10 protein-coding genes are annotated in these 14605 nt (G+C 70.2%); 5 read left to right on the plus strand and 5 right to left on the minus strand.

Translation table 11 applies throughout. From position 1 onward, the window contains the following. Positions 1 to 1311: an MFS transporter gene (locus tag ACTWQA_RS10470; RefSeq protein ID WP_443159057.1), complete on the minus strand. Its 1311-nt coding sequence runs from the start codon at positions 1309 to 1311 to the stop codon at positions 1 to 3. 203 nt (positions 1312 to 1514) lie between these two features. Here ACTWQA_RS10470 and ACTWQA_RS10475 point away from each other — a divergent pair, with 203 nt between their 5' ends. Next, a complete protein-coding gene (locus ACTWQA_RS10475) occupies positions 1515 to 1805 on the plus strand; it encodes a hypothetical protein (RefSeq protein WP_443159058.1) in 291 nt (96 codons plus the stop codon). A 54-nt stretch (positions 1806 to 1859) separates the two neighbouring features. Here ACTWQA_RS10475 and ACTWQA_RS10480 read toward each other — a convergent pair whose 3' ends face one another. From ACTWQA_RS10480 to ACTWQA_RS10495, 4 genes are all read right to left on the minus strand, one after another. Further along, the gene (locus tag ACTWQA_RS10480; protein WP_327590336.1) at positions 1860 to 2336 is read right to left on the minus strand and encodes a GNAT family N-acetyltransferase; all 477 of its coding nucleotides are present in this window, start codon (positions 2334 to 2336) and stop codon (positions 1860 to 1862) included. A 5-nt stretch (positions 2337 to 2341) separates the two neighbouring features. Then, positions 2342 to 3352 carry a LacI family DNA-binding transcriptional regulator gene (locus tag ACTWQA_RS10485; protein ID WP_443159059.1) on the minus strand — a complete coding sequence of 337 codons (1011 nt, stop codon included), beginning with the start codon at positions 3350 to 3352 and terminating at the stop codon, positions 2342 to 2344. 13 nt (positions 3353 to 3365) lie between these two features. Further along, positions 3366 to 4343, minus strand: coding sequence for an aldo/keto reductase (locus tag ACTWQA_RS10490; RefSeq protein WP_443159060.1), 978 nt, complete (start codon positions 4341 to 4343; stop codon positions 3366 to 3368). A gap of 78 nt (positions 4344 to 4421) precedes the next feature. Beyond that, complete coding sequence (locus ACTWQA_RS10495; RefSeq protein ID WP_443159061.1) at positions 4422 to 6344, minus strand: hypothetical protein; 1923 nt, start codon at positions 6342 to 6344, stop codon at positions 4422 to 4424. Between the two features lie 467 nt (positions 6345 to 6811). On the opposite strand from ACTWQA_RS10495, the gene ACTWQA_RS10500 reads away from it, so the two are divergent. From ACTWQA_RS10500 to ACTWQA_RS10515, 4 genes are all read left to right on the plus strand, one after another. Further along, on the plus strand, positions 6812 to 8281 hold the full coding sequence (locus tag ACTWQA_RS10500) for a hypothetical protein (protein ID WP_443159062.1): 1470 nt from the start codon (positions 6812 to 6814) through the stop codon (positions 8279 to 8281). A 150-nt stretch (positions 8282 to 8431) separates the two neighbouring features. Then, entirely contained in the window at positions 8432 to 9010 is a 579-nt protein-coding gene (locus ACTWQA_RS10505; protein ID WP_443159063.1) for a dihydrofolate reductase family protein, read from the plus strand. Positions 9011 to 9307: 297 nt separating this feature from the next. Next, positions 9308 to 11089, plus strand: coding sequence for a putative Ig domain-containing protein (locus tag ACTWQA_RS10510; protein WP_443159064.1), 1782 nt, complete (start codon positions 9308 to 9310; stop codon positions 11087 to 11089). A gap of 14 nt (positions 11090 to 11103) precedes the next feature. Then, entirely contained in the window at positions 11104 to 14472 is a 3369-nt protein-coding gene (locus ACTWQA_RS10515) for a putative Ig domain-containing protein (protein ID WP_443159065.1), read from the plus strand. Positions 14473 to 14605 lie beyond the last annotated feature (133 nt).

Genomic DNA, 14605 nt, shown 5'->3' on the forward strand with positions numbered 1-14605 from the left:
TCAGACCCTTGCGTGAGCGAGGCTGGCCACGACCTTGACGCCGACCTTGCGCGTGTAGCACCACCAGGTGAGCGCGAAGCAGGAGGCGTAGAAGAGGCCGAAGGCGAGGAAGGCGGGGGCGGGGGTGCCGGCCGCGGCGAACGCCATTCCGAACGCCCGGTTGATGAGGAACCCGCCGAGCGCTCCGACCGCCGAGATGATGCCGATGGCGGCCGAGGCCTGACGCTTGCCGTACAGGAGGGCTTCCTCGCCCTCGCCGCGCTCGGCCACCGCCTTGGCCTGGAAGATCGCCGGGATCATGCGGTACGTGGAGCCGTTGCCGATGCCGGAGGTGAGGAACAGCAGCTGGAAGGACAGGAAGAACAACCAGAAGTTACCGGAGGAGCTGGCCGTCCAGACCAGCAGCACGCCGCCGCCCATCGCGGCGAAGTTCCACAGCGTGACGGGGGCGCCGCCGAGCTTGTCGGCCAGCCAGCCGCCGACCGGTCGGACCAGCGAGCCGACCAGCGGCCCGACGAAGGCCACGACGGCGAACGGAGCCTCGGGGAACAGGCTCTTGCTCAGCAGCGGGAAGGCGGTGGAGTAGCCGATGAACGAGCCGAACGTGCCGATGTACAGGAAGGACATGATCCACGTCTGGGCCTTGCCGGCCACCGCGAACTGCTCACGTGGGTTGGCCTTGGCACTGGTCAGGTTGTCCATGAAGAACCAGGCGCAGACGGCGGCCACGACGATGAGCGGGAGCCAGAACCAGCCGGCGGCGGCCAGCCCGAGGGTGCCGATGACCAGCGGCATGACGAGCTGCACGGAGCTGACGCCGATGTTGCCGCCCGCGGCGTTCAGCCCCAGCGCCACCCCCTGCTTGCTGCGGGGGTAGAAGTAGGTGATGTTGGCCATGCTGGAGGCGAAGTTGCCGCCACCGAACCCGGCCAGCGCCGCGATCACGAGGAACAACCAGTACGGCGTGGTCGGGTTGTTGACCGCGATCCCGAGGCCGATGGCCGGGATGAGCAGCAACAGTGCGCTGACGACGGTGAAGTTGCGTCCGCCGAACTTGGCGGGACCGAACGTGTACGGGATCCGCAGCACGGACCCGATCAGGTTCGGCAGGGCGACCAGCCAGAACAACTGGTCCGTGGTGAACTCGTAGACCCCCATTTTGGTGGCCACGATGCTCCAAAGCGTCCACACCGTGAAGCCGAGGTGCTCGGCAGCGATCGAGAAGATCAGGTTGCGGCGCGCAACGCGCTTGCCTGAACTCTCCCAGAAAGCTGGGTCATCGGGGTGCCAGTCGGCGATCCAGCGCGCCATCGATCTCTCCTACACTCGGCGTCCGGGGATCTCCAAGGTAGGAATGGCTCGTTACGCACTTTGACAGTCCGTGGCTGTGCGCTCGTTACATGTGATTCACCGCTGTAACAAGCCGCGCACAAGCGTCACACCGGAAACACGATCGTAATGTTCGGTTACAGCCGCGCCCCCCGGGTACCAGCTCTCACAGCAAGGGGGGAACCATGATCAAAACGCTGCACAAGATGGGCATCAGGTCCAACCACATGTATCTCGCGGGGCTGTGCTCGATCGGGCTGGCCTGCACGTCCTGGATGGCCTCACGGAGCACCGAATACTCAGGCCTTGATCGCGCCGACCGGTGGGGGCTCTTCGTCGGCGAGTGGGCGCCCACGTTCTTCGCGATCGGAGTCGCGCTGCGCATGGAGGAGACGCGTCGTGACGTCGAGGAGCCGAGCATGGAGAGGTTCGAGGAGACCCAGCGCATCAGGCCCAGGACGCACGCCGGGGTTTAACGCATATATGTCACGCAGGTCACGTCACCGTGCGTGACCTGCGCGGCCTGGTCCTCAGTCCTGCCGCTCGGCCAGACGCCGCAGCGGCTCGTCGGTCAGCCGGTACTTCAGCCACTCGTCCTGCCTGAGCGCGCCGAGCTTGTCGTAGAAGCCGATGCTCGGCTCGTTCCAGTCGAGCACCGACCATTCGAAGCGCTGGTATCCGCGCTCCTTGCAGATCCTGGCCAGTTCCCCCATCAACGCCAGGCCGTGGCCGCCGCCGCGGTGCTGGGGGCGTACGTAGAGGTCCTCCATGTAGATGCCGTGCACGCCCCTCCAGGTGGAGAAGGTGAGGAACCACAGGGTGAAGCCGACGGCTTCGCCGTCCTGCTCGGCGATGTGGACGAAGGTGGCGGGAGAGTCGCCGAAGAGCGCTGTGCGCAAGTCCTCCTCGGTGGCGCGCACCTCGTGGGCGGCCTTCTCGTATGTGGCGAGCTCACGGATCATGTCGAGGATCGCGGGCACGTCAGCGGGCGTTGCGGGACGAATCATGCCCCTCAGCGTACGGCGGGTGCGGTGCTGTGGCGTTCCACGAGCACGCTCGGGACCAGGCGCTGCGCCGGCGGGCTGTCCGGGTCGGCCAGGTGGTCGATGAGGGCCTCCACAGCGGCGGTGGCGATCTCCGTGGCGGGCGGGGTGGCCGTCGTCAGCTCCGGATCGGTCGACTCCGGCTCGCCGTTGGAGCACAACACGAGCGACAGCCGCTCGGGAATGGGCCGCCCGAGCGCGCGCGCCTCATGCATCGCGCCCAGCGTGGCCTCCCAGTTGTAGGAGATGATCGCCGTCGTCTCCGGCGCCGTGTCCAGCAGCTCGCGCAGCGCGGCGCGGCCCGCCCTGACGGTGTGCTCGCCGGCCACGATCGTGCAGCCGAGCCCAAGGTCCGCGCAGGCGCGGCGGACGTCGTCGGCGAAGCGCACGGCCGCGCCGATGCCGTGCGAGCCCCGCTCGTATGGCGCGTTGAGCATGCCGATCGTCCGGTGTCCGAGCCCGGCGAGATGCTCGGCCACCATGCGCGCGATCTGCGGGAAGTCGGCGTCCGCGTAGGGGACGTGGCCGGGCGTGTGGGTGCGCCCGATCAGCCCGACCGGGATGCCGGCCGACTGGAGGAAGCTCACCCGCTCGTCCGTGAGCGTGACCTGCATGAGCAGGAACCCCTGGACGAGCCCGGCCTTGGCCAGCTGGCGGAGCTCGTGCAGGTCGTCCGGGCCTGAGGTCCACAGCACCACGTGGAAGCCCCGCGCGCGGGCGGCGTCGGTGGCGGCCAGGACGTACTCCAGGTCCGATCCGACGATCGTGCGCGGCTGGGAGGGGAAGACGATCGCGATGATCCGGCTGCGGCCCCCGGCGAGGGCGCTGGCCATGGCGTTGGGGGTGTAGCCGAGCTGCTCCATGGCGTCGAGCACCTTGCGGCGGGTCTCCGGGCGGATCGACCGCGCCCCGGTGAGCACATGCGAGACGGTGCCGGTCGAGACACCGGCGAGGCGAGCGACGTCAGCTCTGGTGACCATGCGAGAGCCTGATCTACCAGCGGTCGTGGATCTGGGGGCGGATGAGCTCGTCGTAGACGGCCTGCACCGCGTCGAGCGTCTCGGCGGGGAGCGGCGCGACAGACGCCGCCGCCGCGTTCGCCGTTGCCTGGGCGGGGTTGCGCGCCCCCGGGATGACCACCGAGACGCCCTCCTGGTCCAGGATCCAGCGCAGCGCGAACTGGGCCATGGTCACGCCTTCCGGCACCAGGGGCGCCAGGCGGCGGACCGCCTCCAGGCCGGTGGAGAAGTCCACGCCGGAGAAGGTCTCGCCGACGTCGAAGGACTCCCCGCGCCGGTTATAGGTCCTGTGGTCGTCGGGCGCGAACGTGGTGTGCTCGTCGTACCGGCCCGACAGCAGGCCGCTGGCCAGCGGAACCCGGGCGATGATGCCCACCCCTGCCGCCCGCGCGGCCGGCAGCACCTGCTCCAGGGGCTTGAGGCGGAACGCGTTCAGGATGATCTGCACGCTCGCCACCCCTGGCCGGGCGATCGCGGTCAGCGCCTCCTCGCAGGTCTCCACGCTGACCCCGTACGCGGCGATCTTCTCCTCGGCCACCAGCGTGTCCAGGGCGTCGAACACGGCGTCCGCCGCGTACACAGGGGTCGGCGGGCAGTGCAACTGGACCAGGTCGAGCGTGTCCACGCCGAGGTTCTGGCGGGAGCGCTCGTTCCAGGCGCGGAAGTTGGACATCACGTAGTTCGAGGGGATTTGCTCCACGCGCCGGCCCATCTTGGTGGCCACGGTGAGCTCGGGGCGGCCCTTGGCGAAACTGCCGACAATCTGCTCACTGCGCCCGTCGCCGTACACGTCCGCGGTGTCGATGAAGGTGACGCCCGCGTCCACGGCGGCCTCGAGCGTGGCGAAGGCCTCGTCTTCGGAGACCTCACCCCAGTCGGCGCCGAGCTGCCAGGCCCCGAGGCCGACGACGCCGATCTGGCGTCCGGTGCGTCCCAACATGCGGTGTTCCATGGGTGGCTCTCTTCCTGTCCAACACTGCCCACCCTGTATTCCACCATGGGGATGCGGCCACCGGCTCGCGCGCCGGCGTCACCGGGGACGGTAACTGCAGCGCAGGCCCGTCTGCACGGTGGCCCGCAGCTCCTCCCCCATCACCGGATCCACGGCCGCGATGCGCGACAACGCCCGCCTGATGGCCTTGCCGACGGCGATCCTGGCGCGCTCCTCGTTACCCGCGAACGGCCGCGACCGCCCGCCGATGCCGGTCGCCGCGGACAGCTCGGCCACCAGCCACTCGTGTTCCAGCCGCAGCGCCGCCACCCGCGCCAGATCGTTCATGGCCTCGAGCTCGTCGATCTCGGTCTGCAGCTGCGCCAGCCGCTCCCGGTAGGCGTCCCTGGCCAGGTCGTCGAGCACCGGCTGCGCCGAGACGTCCTCGGCTCCGCGCGACCACGTCCCCGCGGCCAGGTCGGCGGCCAGGATCTCGCGCCCGGGATTGCCGGCCAGCGCGGCCAGGTACGCCATGCCCACACTGTGCTCCACCAGCGTGACCCGCCCGCCCAGCTCGACCTGCCAATGCCGCCCCTGCCTGTGGAAGCGGCAGGCGCGCCGCCCGCCGTCCGCCCGCCCCACCACGGCGGGCAGCACCATGCCCAGTTCTTTGGCCTCCCGCGCGGCGGCGACCTGCTCCGCGAGCGCCGCCTCGTCCCGCGGCCCGTCGCGCAGCGCCAGCGCCTGCCCGAGCCGGCACCTGGACAGCGCGGCCGCCGGCCAGTGCCCCAGTGCCAGGTTCGTCTGCACGGCGGTCCGCAGGTGCCCGACCGCCCGCTCCAGGTCACCGATGGTGAGCGCGGCCATGCCCAGGGCGTGGTGCACCGAGCCGAAGCAGACCACGCCGAGGCTGCCGATCACCGGGAGGTCCGCGAAAGGGCTCAGCAACGCGTACGCCTGCGCCGCGGTGGCGGCGTCCTGGAGCAGGTGCGCGGTCTCCACGACGCAGTACATCGCGACCAGCCAGCTGCTCGACCTGGGCAGGTCCCCCAGATCCCGCCCGCGCAGCCGCGCCAGGTGCCCGGCCGCCGACCGCCGGTCCCCCGCCGTCGCCGAGGCCAGCGCAAGAGCCGCCACGTACGAGTTGTCGATCGGGCTGAGCGTGGGCGAGCTGACCAGGTCCTGGAGCGCGGGCAGCGTCTCGGCGGTCCGGCCCTGGTACCAGCGGATGGCGCCGAGCTGGCCGCCGTACCAGCCGGTGGCGTCCATGTCGCCGGCCGCGACGCCGCGTTCGAAGCACTCCCCCGCCAGCTGCTCCGCCTCCCCGAACCGTCCGGCCCGGATGGTCAGCATGACGTCGATGGCGTTGACGACGTACCCCGCCGCGAGATAGGTGTTCGCGTGCAGCCGACCGCGCAGCTCCTCCAGGCACCGCTCGGCATGCGGATCGGCGGCCAGATAGAGATCAACCGTCCGCCACAGCAAGCCCATCATCAGGTCGCCCCTGCGCTCGGTGACCGCCGCCTGGCCGATCAGCTCCCTGGCCAGCTCCAGCCGGGTCGCCCCGTGCTCGGGCCCGAGCAGGCAGTGGTGCGCCAGGCTCAGCGCCTCCGCCAGCGCCAGCGGATCCCCGGAGTCCCTGGCCTGCCGCAGCAACCCCATGATCGCCACGTGCCCGCCTGCGCGGTAGTCCTCCTCGCCCCGCATCCGCACCCGTAACCGAAAGGCCAGCGGCGACGCGGGATCCAGCAGCGACAACGCGTGCCGCTGGCGGGCACGCACCATCTCGGATTCGGCGCACGTACGGTGCTCGTGCACCCACACCCCGCCCAGCCCCAGGGCGGCCACCCCGAGCGCGATCGGATCGCCGCACACCTCCGCCTGCCGGTAGGCGGCGTCGAACCAGCGCCGCGCCGTCTGCAGATCCCCGTTCACCTGCAGCGCACGCTCACCCAGCGCGAGCGCCACCCTGAGATCCGAGCCTATGGCCGGCAGCACCCCCGGCCGCTGTGCTACGCCCACGTTTCCGCTCCCCTGTCGCTCATCTGAGCAGAGCGTTCGGACGGGCCCCCGAATACCATTCCGGCAGTAGGACGTTCGCCGACCCCCGCGCTCAGCCGCGTAGCGGCGCGACGGCATCTGAGCCCGGCCAAAAAACAGAGGGCGTGATCTCTACGATCACGCCCTCTGGGGGGCCGTAGCCCCGGAGAAGCCTGCGCCGTCTTATGCGGCATTCTTATTGTACAGCAAACACAGATCCCGCCGCTCTCCTATGCTCTGAGTAGTCAAAGCAACACCCTAGGTTCGCAGCTCCCCGAGGTCGCAGGATGCACAGCACGTCCCCCGGACGGGATCCCTCATCGTCATACTCCCGGCATGTCGCCACACGCATGCTGGACTTCAGCAGGCCCAGGGCTCCCTGGTCTCTCCGGCTCTGGGATGTCAGTTCTTTTCTGGCTCTGGAGGAACTGCATGAGGCGGGCGCATGGGTGGACCGTCGGGTGCTCTCCCAGTCGGCGCTCGACTGGCAACGGCATGAGATGGAGCGACTTCTGGGCAACGACCCGGCACTCGGCTCGAAGGCCTTCCGGCGGGAGCTCCAGGAATGCCTGCGGACGACACTGACGGTCGCCAGCGACGGCCGCAGGAAGCTGCGCCACCTCATCGACCTGGGCCGTCCCGGCTACCTCGTCCGCTGGGCCGCGTGTGTGGCCGAGGCCGACCCGCCACCGCCGGAGAAGGTCGCCAGAGCGGTCGCCTCTCATCTGCTCGACAGCGGGCACAGCATGGACGGCCTCAACCGCTGGCTCCGTGAGGACAGGCTCGGCCTGTCGGCCACAGAGCTGATCAGCGAGGCTGCCGGGCTGCTGACACTGCCGCCGACCTGCTGGACGGTGGTCGTTCCCTTCGCCACCTTGCACAACTGGGAAGAGCTGGCCGCGGAGCTGCCCCATTGGATCGGCGCGCGTGAGGCCACGGAGCTCATGGCCTCCGCCGGAGCGAAGCCGACCGCTCACGTCATCGGCGCCCTTTCGTACGAGGTCGAGGCACGAGACGCGGAGCGGGCACTGGAGATCGTCTCGGATCTGGTCGAGCGCCTTCAGGCGCGCGCCCGCTTCGCCTCGACCGGGTCGGTGACGCCGTTCGACACGGCCATCGTGCTCAACCAGGGCAGCGCGATGCCGCTCCGGATGCCCGCACGGGGCGCCCGGGTCCTGTCCCTGGCCGCCGAACGTCAGCTCTACGTGGTCGGAGCCGAGCCGCAGCGCCTCGCCGACCGGCGGCGCAGCGCCGTGGACGAGGCGCTGGAGATCGCCTCGGCCCTCAACCACGGCCCGCTCGCCCCGGCCGTCGCCGGCGGGTGGAGCGCTCTGGAGTCGCTGTTGACCGAGGCGCGGGACCCCGACGAGCGAGAGCGCGTCGTCGCCGCTTCACGCGCGGCCGCGCTCGTCACCTGCTCCTGGCCGCGGGCCGAGCTGACCGCGCTCTCCTATCGCATCCGGCGCACAGGAGACGGAGATCTGGCCGAACGGCTGGAGCAGTGCGCCTCCAACCGGGAACGCGCCATCTTGATCGCTACTGAGCTGGCACAGGGTCATTCGCTTCCCTTGGAACGTTCCTGGCGCCGGAGGAGCGACATCGCGGCTGTCGCCCGGATGCGGGCGCTGCTCGCCGACCCGGCCCCGGTGCTCGCCCGGGTGCGCCGCTATGTAGAGATCTCCCTGCGCAGGCTCTACCGCAGCCGCAACATCGTCCTGCACGGCGGCTCGACGGGCGGGGTGGCACTCCAGGCGGCCCTCCGGGTGACCGCACCCCTGGTGGGAGCCGCACTCGACCGGCTGACGCACGCCGACCTGGTGGCCGGGGTCCCGCCTCTCGTCCTTGCCTCCCGCGCCGAGACCGCCCTGGGCATGGTGGGTGATGACATGGGACCAGGTCTCTGCGACCTGATCGAGTGATCGCGACCGCAAAGGAGCCGTCCCCGGCTCGAGTACGCCTCACCTCGCCCCCACTGATTTCCCGTGGTGGTGTCGAGACGGCCAGACTGGCTCCGACCTTCTCGTGACGGCGCCGGAGGGCGGCGCCGGTGGAGCAGAAGGAGGCCCGCGATGAGCAAGGTCGTGCTGGATGTGTCGATGTCCCTGGACGGGTTCACGGCCGGACCGAACGTCCGGGAGGCGGAACCCATGGGGGACGGCGGCGAACGGCTGCACGAGTGGATGGCCGCGAAGGGGCCGGATGACGGGGTCGACATCGGTATCCGCCGGCAGGTGGACGCGGCGGTAGGGGCCACCGTCATCGGACGGCGTACCTTCGACCTCGGCTTGGGCCCGTGGGGCGGCACGCCATGGCCCGGCGTCCCGAGCTTCGTGGTCACCCACCGAACCAGGGACGACCTCCTCGGCGACAACGGCGGGACGTTCGCCTTCGATGGGCTGGAGGCGGCAGTCCGACGTGCAAAGGACGCCGCGGGGGACAAGGACGTCCTGGTGCTGGGTGCGGACGTCGCCCGGCAACTGCTCAGGGCAGGCCTGCTCGACGAGATATGGCTCCACCTCGTCCCCCTGCTGCTGGGGGCGGGCACACCGCTGTTCGCTGGGGAACGGGCCGAGCTGATCCCTGTGGGGGAACCCGTGGCGGGGACCGCGCCCGTGACCCACCTGCGCTACCGCATCCCGAAGCCCTGACACCATGACGCCCGCTTGCCCCGCAGCGCGGCTCGGCGCAAGCGGGCGTTGTGGCCATGGCAGCTCATCGCGCGCTGGTGCGACGCCCTGGAAAGCCCCGGACGCTGTCGAGCCTAGAGCGCGAGCAGAGGCGCAGGGCACCTGAGGGTTTCACGCACAGAGGCGAAAGCCGGCCTGTGCGAAAGTTTCGGTCAACAGGTTCCCTCCGAGCGGCATCCGCGATATATCTACGCATGGCATAGCAACCGATTTCTATGTCCCCGGAGCATTCGACCCCCCACCCGGAGGAACCCCCCAATGACCGACCCCCACGGCATCGGGCTGACCAGGCGCACCTTCATCCAGGCCACTGGCGTTGGCGCTGCCGCGTACTCCCTGGTCGGCGCGCTGGCCGGCACCGCGAGAGCAGACGACAGGCCCGAGGTCGCCGACCGGCTGGTCGTGTACCCCATCCCGGCCGGAGTCCCGACCAACACGAGCTTCTCCATCAAGGCGCGCACGCCGAACGGCGAATGGCAACCGGTACCTGTCCTCCGTGGCCAGACCAAGACCATCAACGAGAAGACGGGCTCCGGCATCGTCCGGAACACCTCGGTCGCCACCTTCGACTTCAACGGCACCGTGGAGGTCGAGGTCACCTCGTCCAAGGGCGCCATCGGCTCCGCGCGGATCCGCCCGCTGTCGTACGACATCAAGCACGAAGTAGCCGGCGACACCGTGCGCTTCACCCTCAGCGAGCCCCGCAACCTCTCCATCGAGATCAACGGCGAGATCTTCGACAACCTGCAGCTGCACGCCAACCCGATCGAGGCGCAGCGGCCGGAGCCCGGCGACCCCGACGTCATCTACTTCGGCCCCGGCCTGCACACCGTCGCCGGCAACGTGGTGATGGTGCCCAGCGGCAAGACGGTGTACCTTGCCGGCGGCGCGGTGCTGAAGGCCCGGGTGGAGTTCCGCAACGTCGAGAACGCCCGGCTGCTCGGCCGGGGCATCCTGTGGAACGCGGACGGCGGGATCCTGGCGGCGTTCTCCAAGAACATCGAGATCGACGGCATCATGGTGCTCAACCCGCGCAGCGGCTACGCCTGCACGATCGGCCAGTCCAAGCAGGTCACCGTCCGCAATCTGCACTCCTACAGCCACGGCCAGTGGGGTGACGGCATCGATGTGTTCAGCAGCGAGGACGTCCTGATCGAGGGCGTCTTCATGCGCAACAGCGACGACTGCATCGCCATCTACGCCCACCGCTGGGACTACTACGGCGACACCCGCAACGTCACCGTACGTGACTGCGTCCTCTGGGCCGACGTCGCGCACCCGGTCAACATGGGCACGCACGGCAACCCGGACAAGCCCGAGGTCATCGAGAACATCGTGTTCAGCAACATCGACGTCCTCGACCACCGCGAGCCCCAGATCCTCTACCAGGGCTGCTTCGCCATGAACACCGGCGACAGCAACCTCATCCGCAATGTCCGCATCCAGGACGTGCGGGTGGAGGACTTCCGCTGGGGCCAGCTGATCAACATGCGCGTCATGGCCAACAGGTACAACGCCTCGCCGGGCCGGGGCATCGAGAACGTGTACGTTCGGAACCTGAAGTACGACGGCAAGAACGCGAATATGTCGGTCATCGTCGGCTACGACGCGGACCGCCCCGTCAAGAACGTCACCTTCCAGAACCTGGCGATCAACGGCACGGTCATCGCCGACACGATGCAGAAGCCGCGCTGGTACCTGACCCAGGACATGGTCCCGATGTTCGTCAACGAACACGTGAAGGACCTGCGCTTCCTGGACTCCGCCACCGCCGCGTCCACCGTCGCCCCGGAGATCACCAGTGCGGGCGAGGCCACGGCCACCGCGCGCCAGATCGTCAACCACCTGATCACCGCGACCGCGCTGCCGACGTCGTTCGACGCCGCGGGTCTGCCGAAGGGGCTCACGGTCGACAAGAACACCGGTCTGATCTCCGGGACCCCGCAGGTCCCCGGTACGTACACGGTCACCGTCTCGGCCACGAACACCGTGGGCACGGCGACGAAGTCCCTCTCCCTCACCGTCGGGCACCCGGCATGAGCGAGGAGTCGACCGTGCTTCCCCTCAACCGGCGGTCGTTCCTCGGTGCGGCAGGGCTCGCGGCCGTGGCCGCGAGCGGGCTGCTGTCCGCTTCCGCCACGCCCGCGTGGGCCCTGGACCCGGAAGGAGCCTCGAACGCGGATGAGGCGTTCGCCTTCGCGCATCCCGGTCTTCTGCACTCCCGCGCGGATCTCGACCGGATGAAGTCCGCGGTCGCGGCTGGACGCGACCCGATCGCGTCCGGCTTCGCCGCGATGGCTGCCCACGCCCGTTCCCAGCACACCTACGCCGTCCAGAACACCGGGCAGATCACGACCTGGGGCCGCGGTCCGACCAACTTCACGAACCAGGCCGCCTCCGACGCGGCTGCCGCGTACCAGAACGCCCTGATGTGGGCGATCACCGGCGACGTACGCCACGCCGACAAGGCTCGTGACATCCTGGACGCCTGGGCCGCCTCCCTCACCGGCATCACCGGCGCGGACGGGCAGCTCGGCGCCGGCCTGCAGGGCTTCAAGCTCGTCAACGCCGCCGAGATCCTCCGGCACAGCGGCTACGACGGCTGGCCCGAGGCATCGGTGCAGCGCTGCGTCCGCTCCTTCACCGAGGTGTGGTATCCGTCCGTCTCCGGCTACTGCCTGTACGCCAACGGCAACTGGGACCTCGCCGCGCTCCGTACGATCCTCGCCATCGCCGTGTTCTGCGACGACCGGGTGATGTTCGAGGACGCCATGCGGTTCGCGACGGCCGGCGCCGGCAACGGCTCCGTCCTGGGCCGCATCGTCACGGCTGCCGGGCAGGGCCAGGAGTCCGGCCGTGACCAGGCCCACGAGCAGCTCGCGGTCGGACTGCTCGCGGACGCCGCCCAGGTCGCCTGGCAGCAGGGCGTGGACCTCTTCGGCCACGCGGAGGACCGGATCCTCGCCAACTTCGAGTATTTCGCCCGCTACAACCTCGGCGACGACGCCGTGCCGTTCGTCCCCGACCTCGACCGGACCGGCAAGTACATCAAGACGGCCGTCTCCAACCGGCAGCGCGGAGTGTTCCGGCCGCTGTGGGAGATGGCCTACGCCCATTACGCGGGACGCCTTGGCAAGTCCGCCCCCTACACCGAGAAGGTGATCTTCCGGGGTGCGGGCGGGACGCGCGTGGTCGAGGGCTACAACGACGACCACCCGTCGTGGGGAACCCTCACGTTCGCCGGTACGGAGCGCGGCTCGGGCCTGCCGACGGGAGCGCCTACCGCTCCGGCCGGGGTGACGGCGGCGTCCGGCGGCGCGGGTATCGACGTGGCGTGGCCGGCGGTCGTCGGAGCCCAGACCTACGCGGTGTGGCGGAAGGAGCCGGACGCCGACACGTACACAGTGCTCGCGAACGGGCTCACCACGACCTCCTACACGGACCGCACCGCAGCCGCGAGTCGTGCGTACGCGTACACGGTCACGGCGTCGGCCGGCCAAGGCGCCGGGCCTCGGTCGCTGCCCGTCGTGGCCGCCCCGGGACTGCCCGCTCCCTGGCGTACCGGTGACATCGGCGATGCCCGGCCGAAGGGCTCGACCGGGTACGACGGTGAGCGCATCACCATGGAGGCCGGCGGCGCCGGAATCGCCGGCGAGGCCGACTCCTTCCGTTTCGCCTGGCTGCCGCTGCCGGGAGAGGGTGTCGTCACGGCCCGGATCGTGTACCCGCTCAGCTCGCAGTACTCCCAGGTGGGCGTCATGGTGCGCGGCTCCCTGGAAGCGGGCGCCCCGCACGCGGCGATGATGCTGCAGGGTCTGCCGCTGCACGCCTGGAGCGGGGTGTGGACGGTGCGAGCCAAGCCCGGCGGCGCCACGCGCGGCACCGGCTCCCTACCTGTGCCGCCATCACAGCGCCCGGCGATCACCACCAATGCCGCTTTCCCGATCTCCGAACTCGGGCCGCTGCCCGAGTCGGCGACGCCACTGGAATCCCCCTATGTGGAAGCGGCGGGTGACGGCTACCGGCTCCGGATGCCCTACTGGGTGCGGATCACGCGCAAGGGAGACCGCCTCACAGGAGAGATCTCACCGGACGGACACGAGTGGGCCACAGTGGGTTCGGACGAGCTGCCGCTGGGCCGGCACGCCCTGGCGGGACTCGCCTTCACCTCCTGCCTGGGGGTCACGGAGGACTACGCGGAGACCGGCACGGCCTGCTTCGACAACGTCACAGTGGAGGCGGGCGGCACCGGCTGGTCGGTCCCGGAGCCGCAGGGCGGCGTGAGCCAGGTGCGGGCGGCAGCGGACGGCTCCGCGGTCGAGCTCGAGTGGCGGGACCACGACCTGTCCGGCCGGTACACGGTGTGGCGCGGGGACACCGAGCGCGGCCCCTACCGGGTGCTGGCCACCGGCATCGCCCCGATCGGCTTCGGAACCCGCACCCGGTTCAGGGACGCCACCGGCGTGCCCGGACGCACGTATCACTACGTGGTCGCGCGCAGCAACACGGCCGGAACGGGGCCGCGTTCACGTCCGGTGAGCGCCCAGACGCCCCAGCCGTCCGCGGCGCCCGCGCTGTCCGTCCCGAACACCCTGTACGGCAACGCCGCACAGCCGTTCCGCCTCGTCATACGCGCCACAGGCGATCCCGTGCGGTTCACCGCAACAGGATTGCCCGGCGGGCTGGCCCTGGATCCCCGGACCGGCCTCCTCTCCGGCCCCCCTGCTGCGGCCGGGGAGTACACCGTCCAGCTGACGGCTGAGAACGCGAAAGGCTCGGCAACGACGGCACTGGCACTGTCCGTGGCCGCCGCCCCACCCGCCCCCTGGGCGTACCGTGACCTCGGCGATGTCGTCCACGACGAGCGGCTTCTCGGTACGTACGGCGTGGCGTTCGTCCGCACACCCGGGATCACCCACCATGACAACGGGGTCTTCACCGTGCGGGGCGCGGGCGTCGACCTCAACGTCAACGGGCAGGGCGCGAGCGCCCACTTCGCCTACGTGCCGCTGACCCAGGACGCCGAACTCACGGCCCGGCTGACCCGGCCGACCGGCGCACCTGGCCGGATCGGGGTGGTGATGGCGAAGTCGCTCAATCCCTTCGACCTGATGGCCGCGACGGTGGTGGCCGCGGGAGGAAGCGGTGTGTGCCAGTTGATCCGGCGCACCAAGGTGGCCGGCAGCGCACCCGCGGTGAACGGCCCGTCGTTCTCCGGGGGCCCGGTGTGGCTGCGGCTGCGTCGCACAGGCCTGGTCTTCACCGCCTCCGTGTCGGGCGACGGCGAGACCTGGACGACGGTGGGCCAGGACACCCTGGCGGCCTTCGGCGACGCCCCGTACTACGCGGGCCTCGCCGTGACGTCCGGAAGCCCGGACACTCTCGCCACCGCCGTATTCGACCAGGTCACGTTGCGTACCTGAGGCAACCCGCACATCGCCGTCCCGCGGAGGACGCCGAGTGGCCTTGAAGCCGGCCTCCGGCTTCAAGGCCACTCGGCGGATTCCCGGAACTCGGACGGCCGGGGCCGGCGCCCCACTGGAACGGTCCATAGGC

The organism is Nonomuraea sp. 10N515B (genome assembly GCF_052245915.1).
Taxonomy (GTDB): domain Bacteria; phylum Actinomycetota; class Actinomycetes; order Streptosporangiales; family Streptosporangiaceae; genus Nonomuraea.

Excerpts from the sequence above, each read along its gene's own strand:
- ACTWQA_RS10505 (WP_443159063.1), top strand. The coding sequence starts at position 8,432 with ATGAGCAAGGTCGTGCTGGATGTGTCGATGTCCCTGGACGGGTTCACG.
- ACTWQA_RS10485 (WP_443159059.1), bottom strand. The coding sequence starts at position 3,352 with ATGGTCACCAGAGCTGACGTCGCTCGCCTCGCCGGTGTCTCGACCGGC.
- ACTWQA_RS10480 (WP_327590336.1), bottom strand. The coding sequence starts at position 2,336 with ATGATTCGTCCCGCAACGCCCGCTGACGTGCCCGCGATCCTCGACATG.
- ACTWQA_RS10475 (WP_443159058.1), top strand. The coding sequence starts at position 1,515 with ATGATCAAAACGCTGCACAAGATGGGCATCAGGTCCAACCACATGTAT.
- ACTWQA_RS10510 (WP_443159064.1), top strand. The coding sequence starts at position 9,308 with ATGACCGACCCCCACGGCATCGGGCTGACCAGGCGCACCTTCATCCAG.
- ACTWQA_RS10490 (WP_443159060.1), bottom strand. The coding sequence starts at position 4,343 with ATGGAACACCGCATGTTGGGACGCACCGGACGCCAGATCGGCGTCGTC.
- ACTWQA_RS10470 (WP_443159057.1), bottom strand. The coding sequence starts at position 1,311 with ATGGCGCGCTGGATCGCCGACTGGCACCCCGATGACCCAGCTTTCTGG.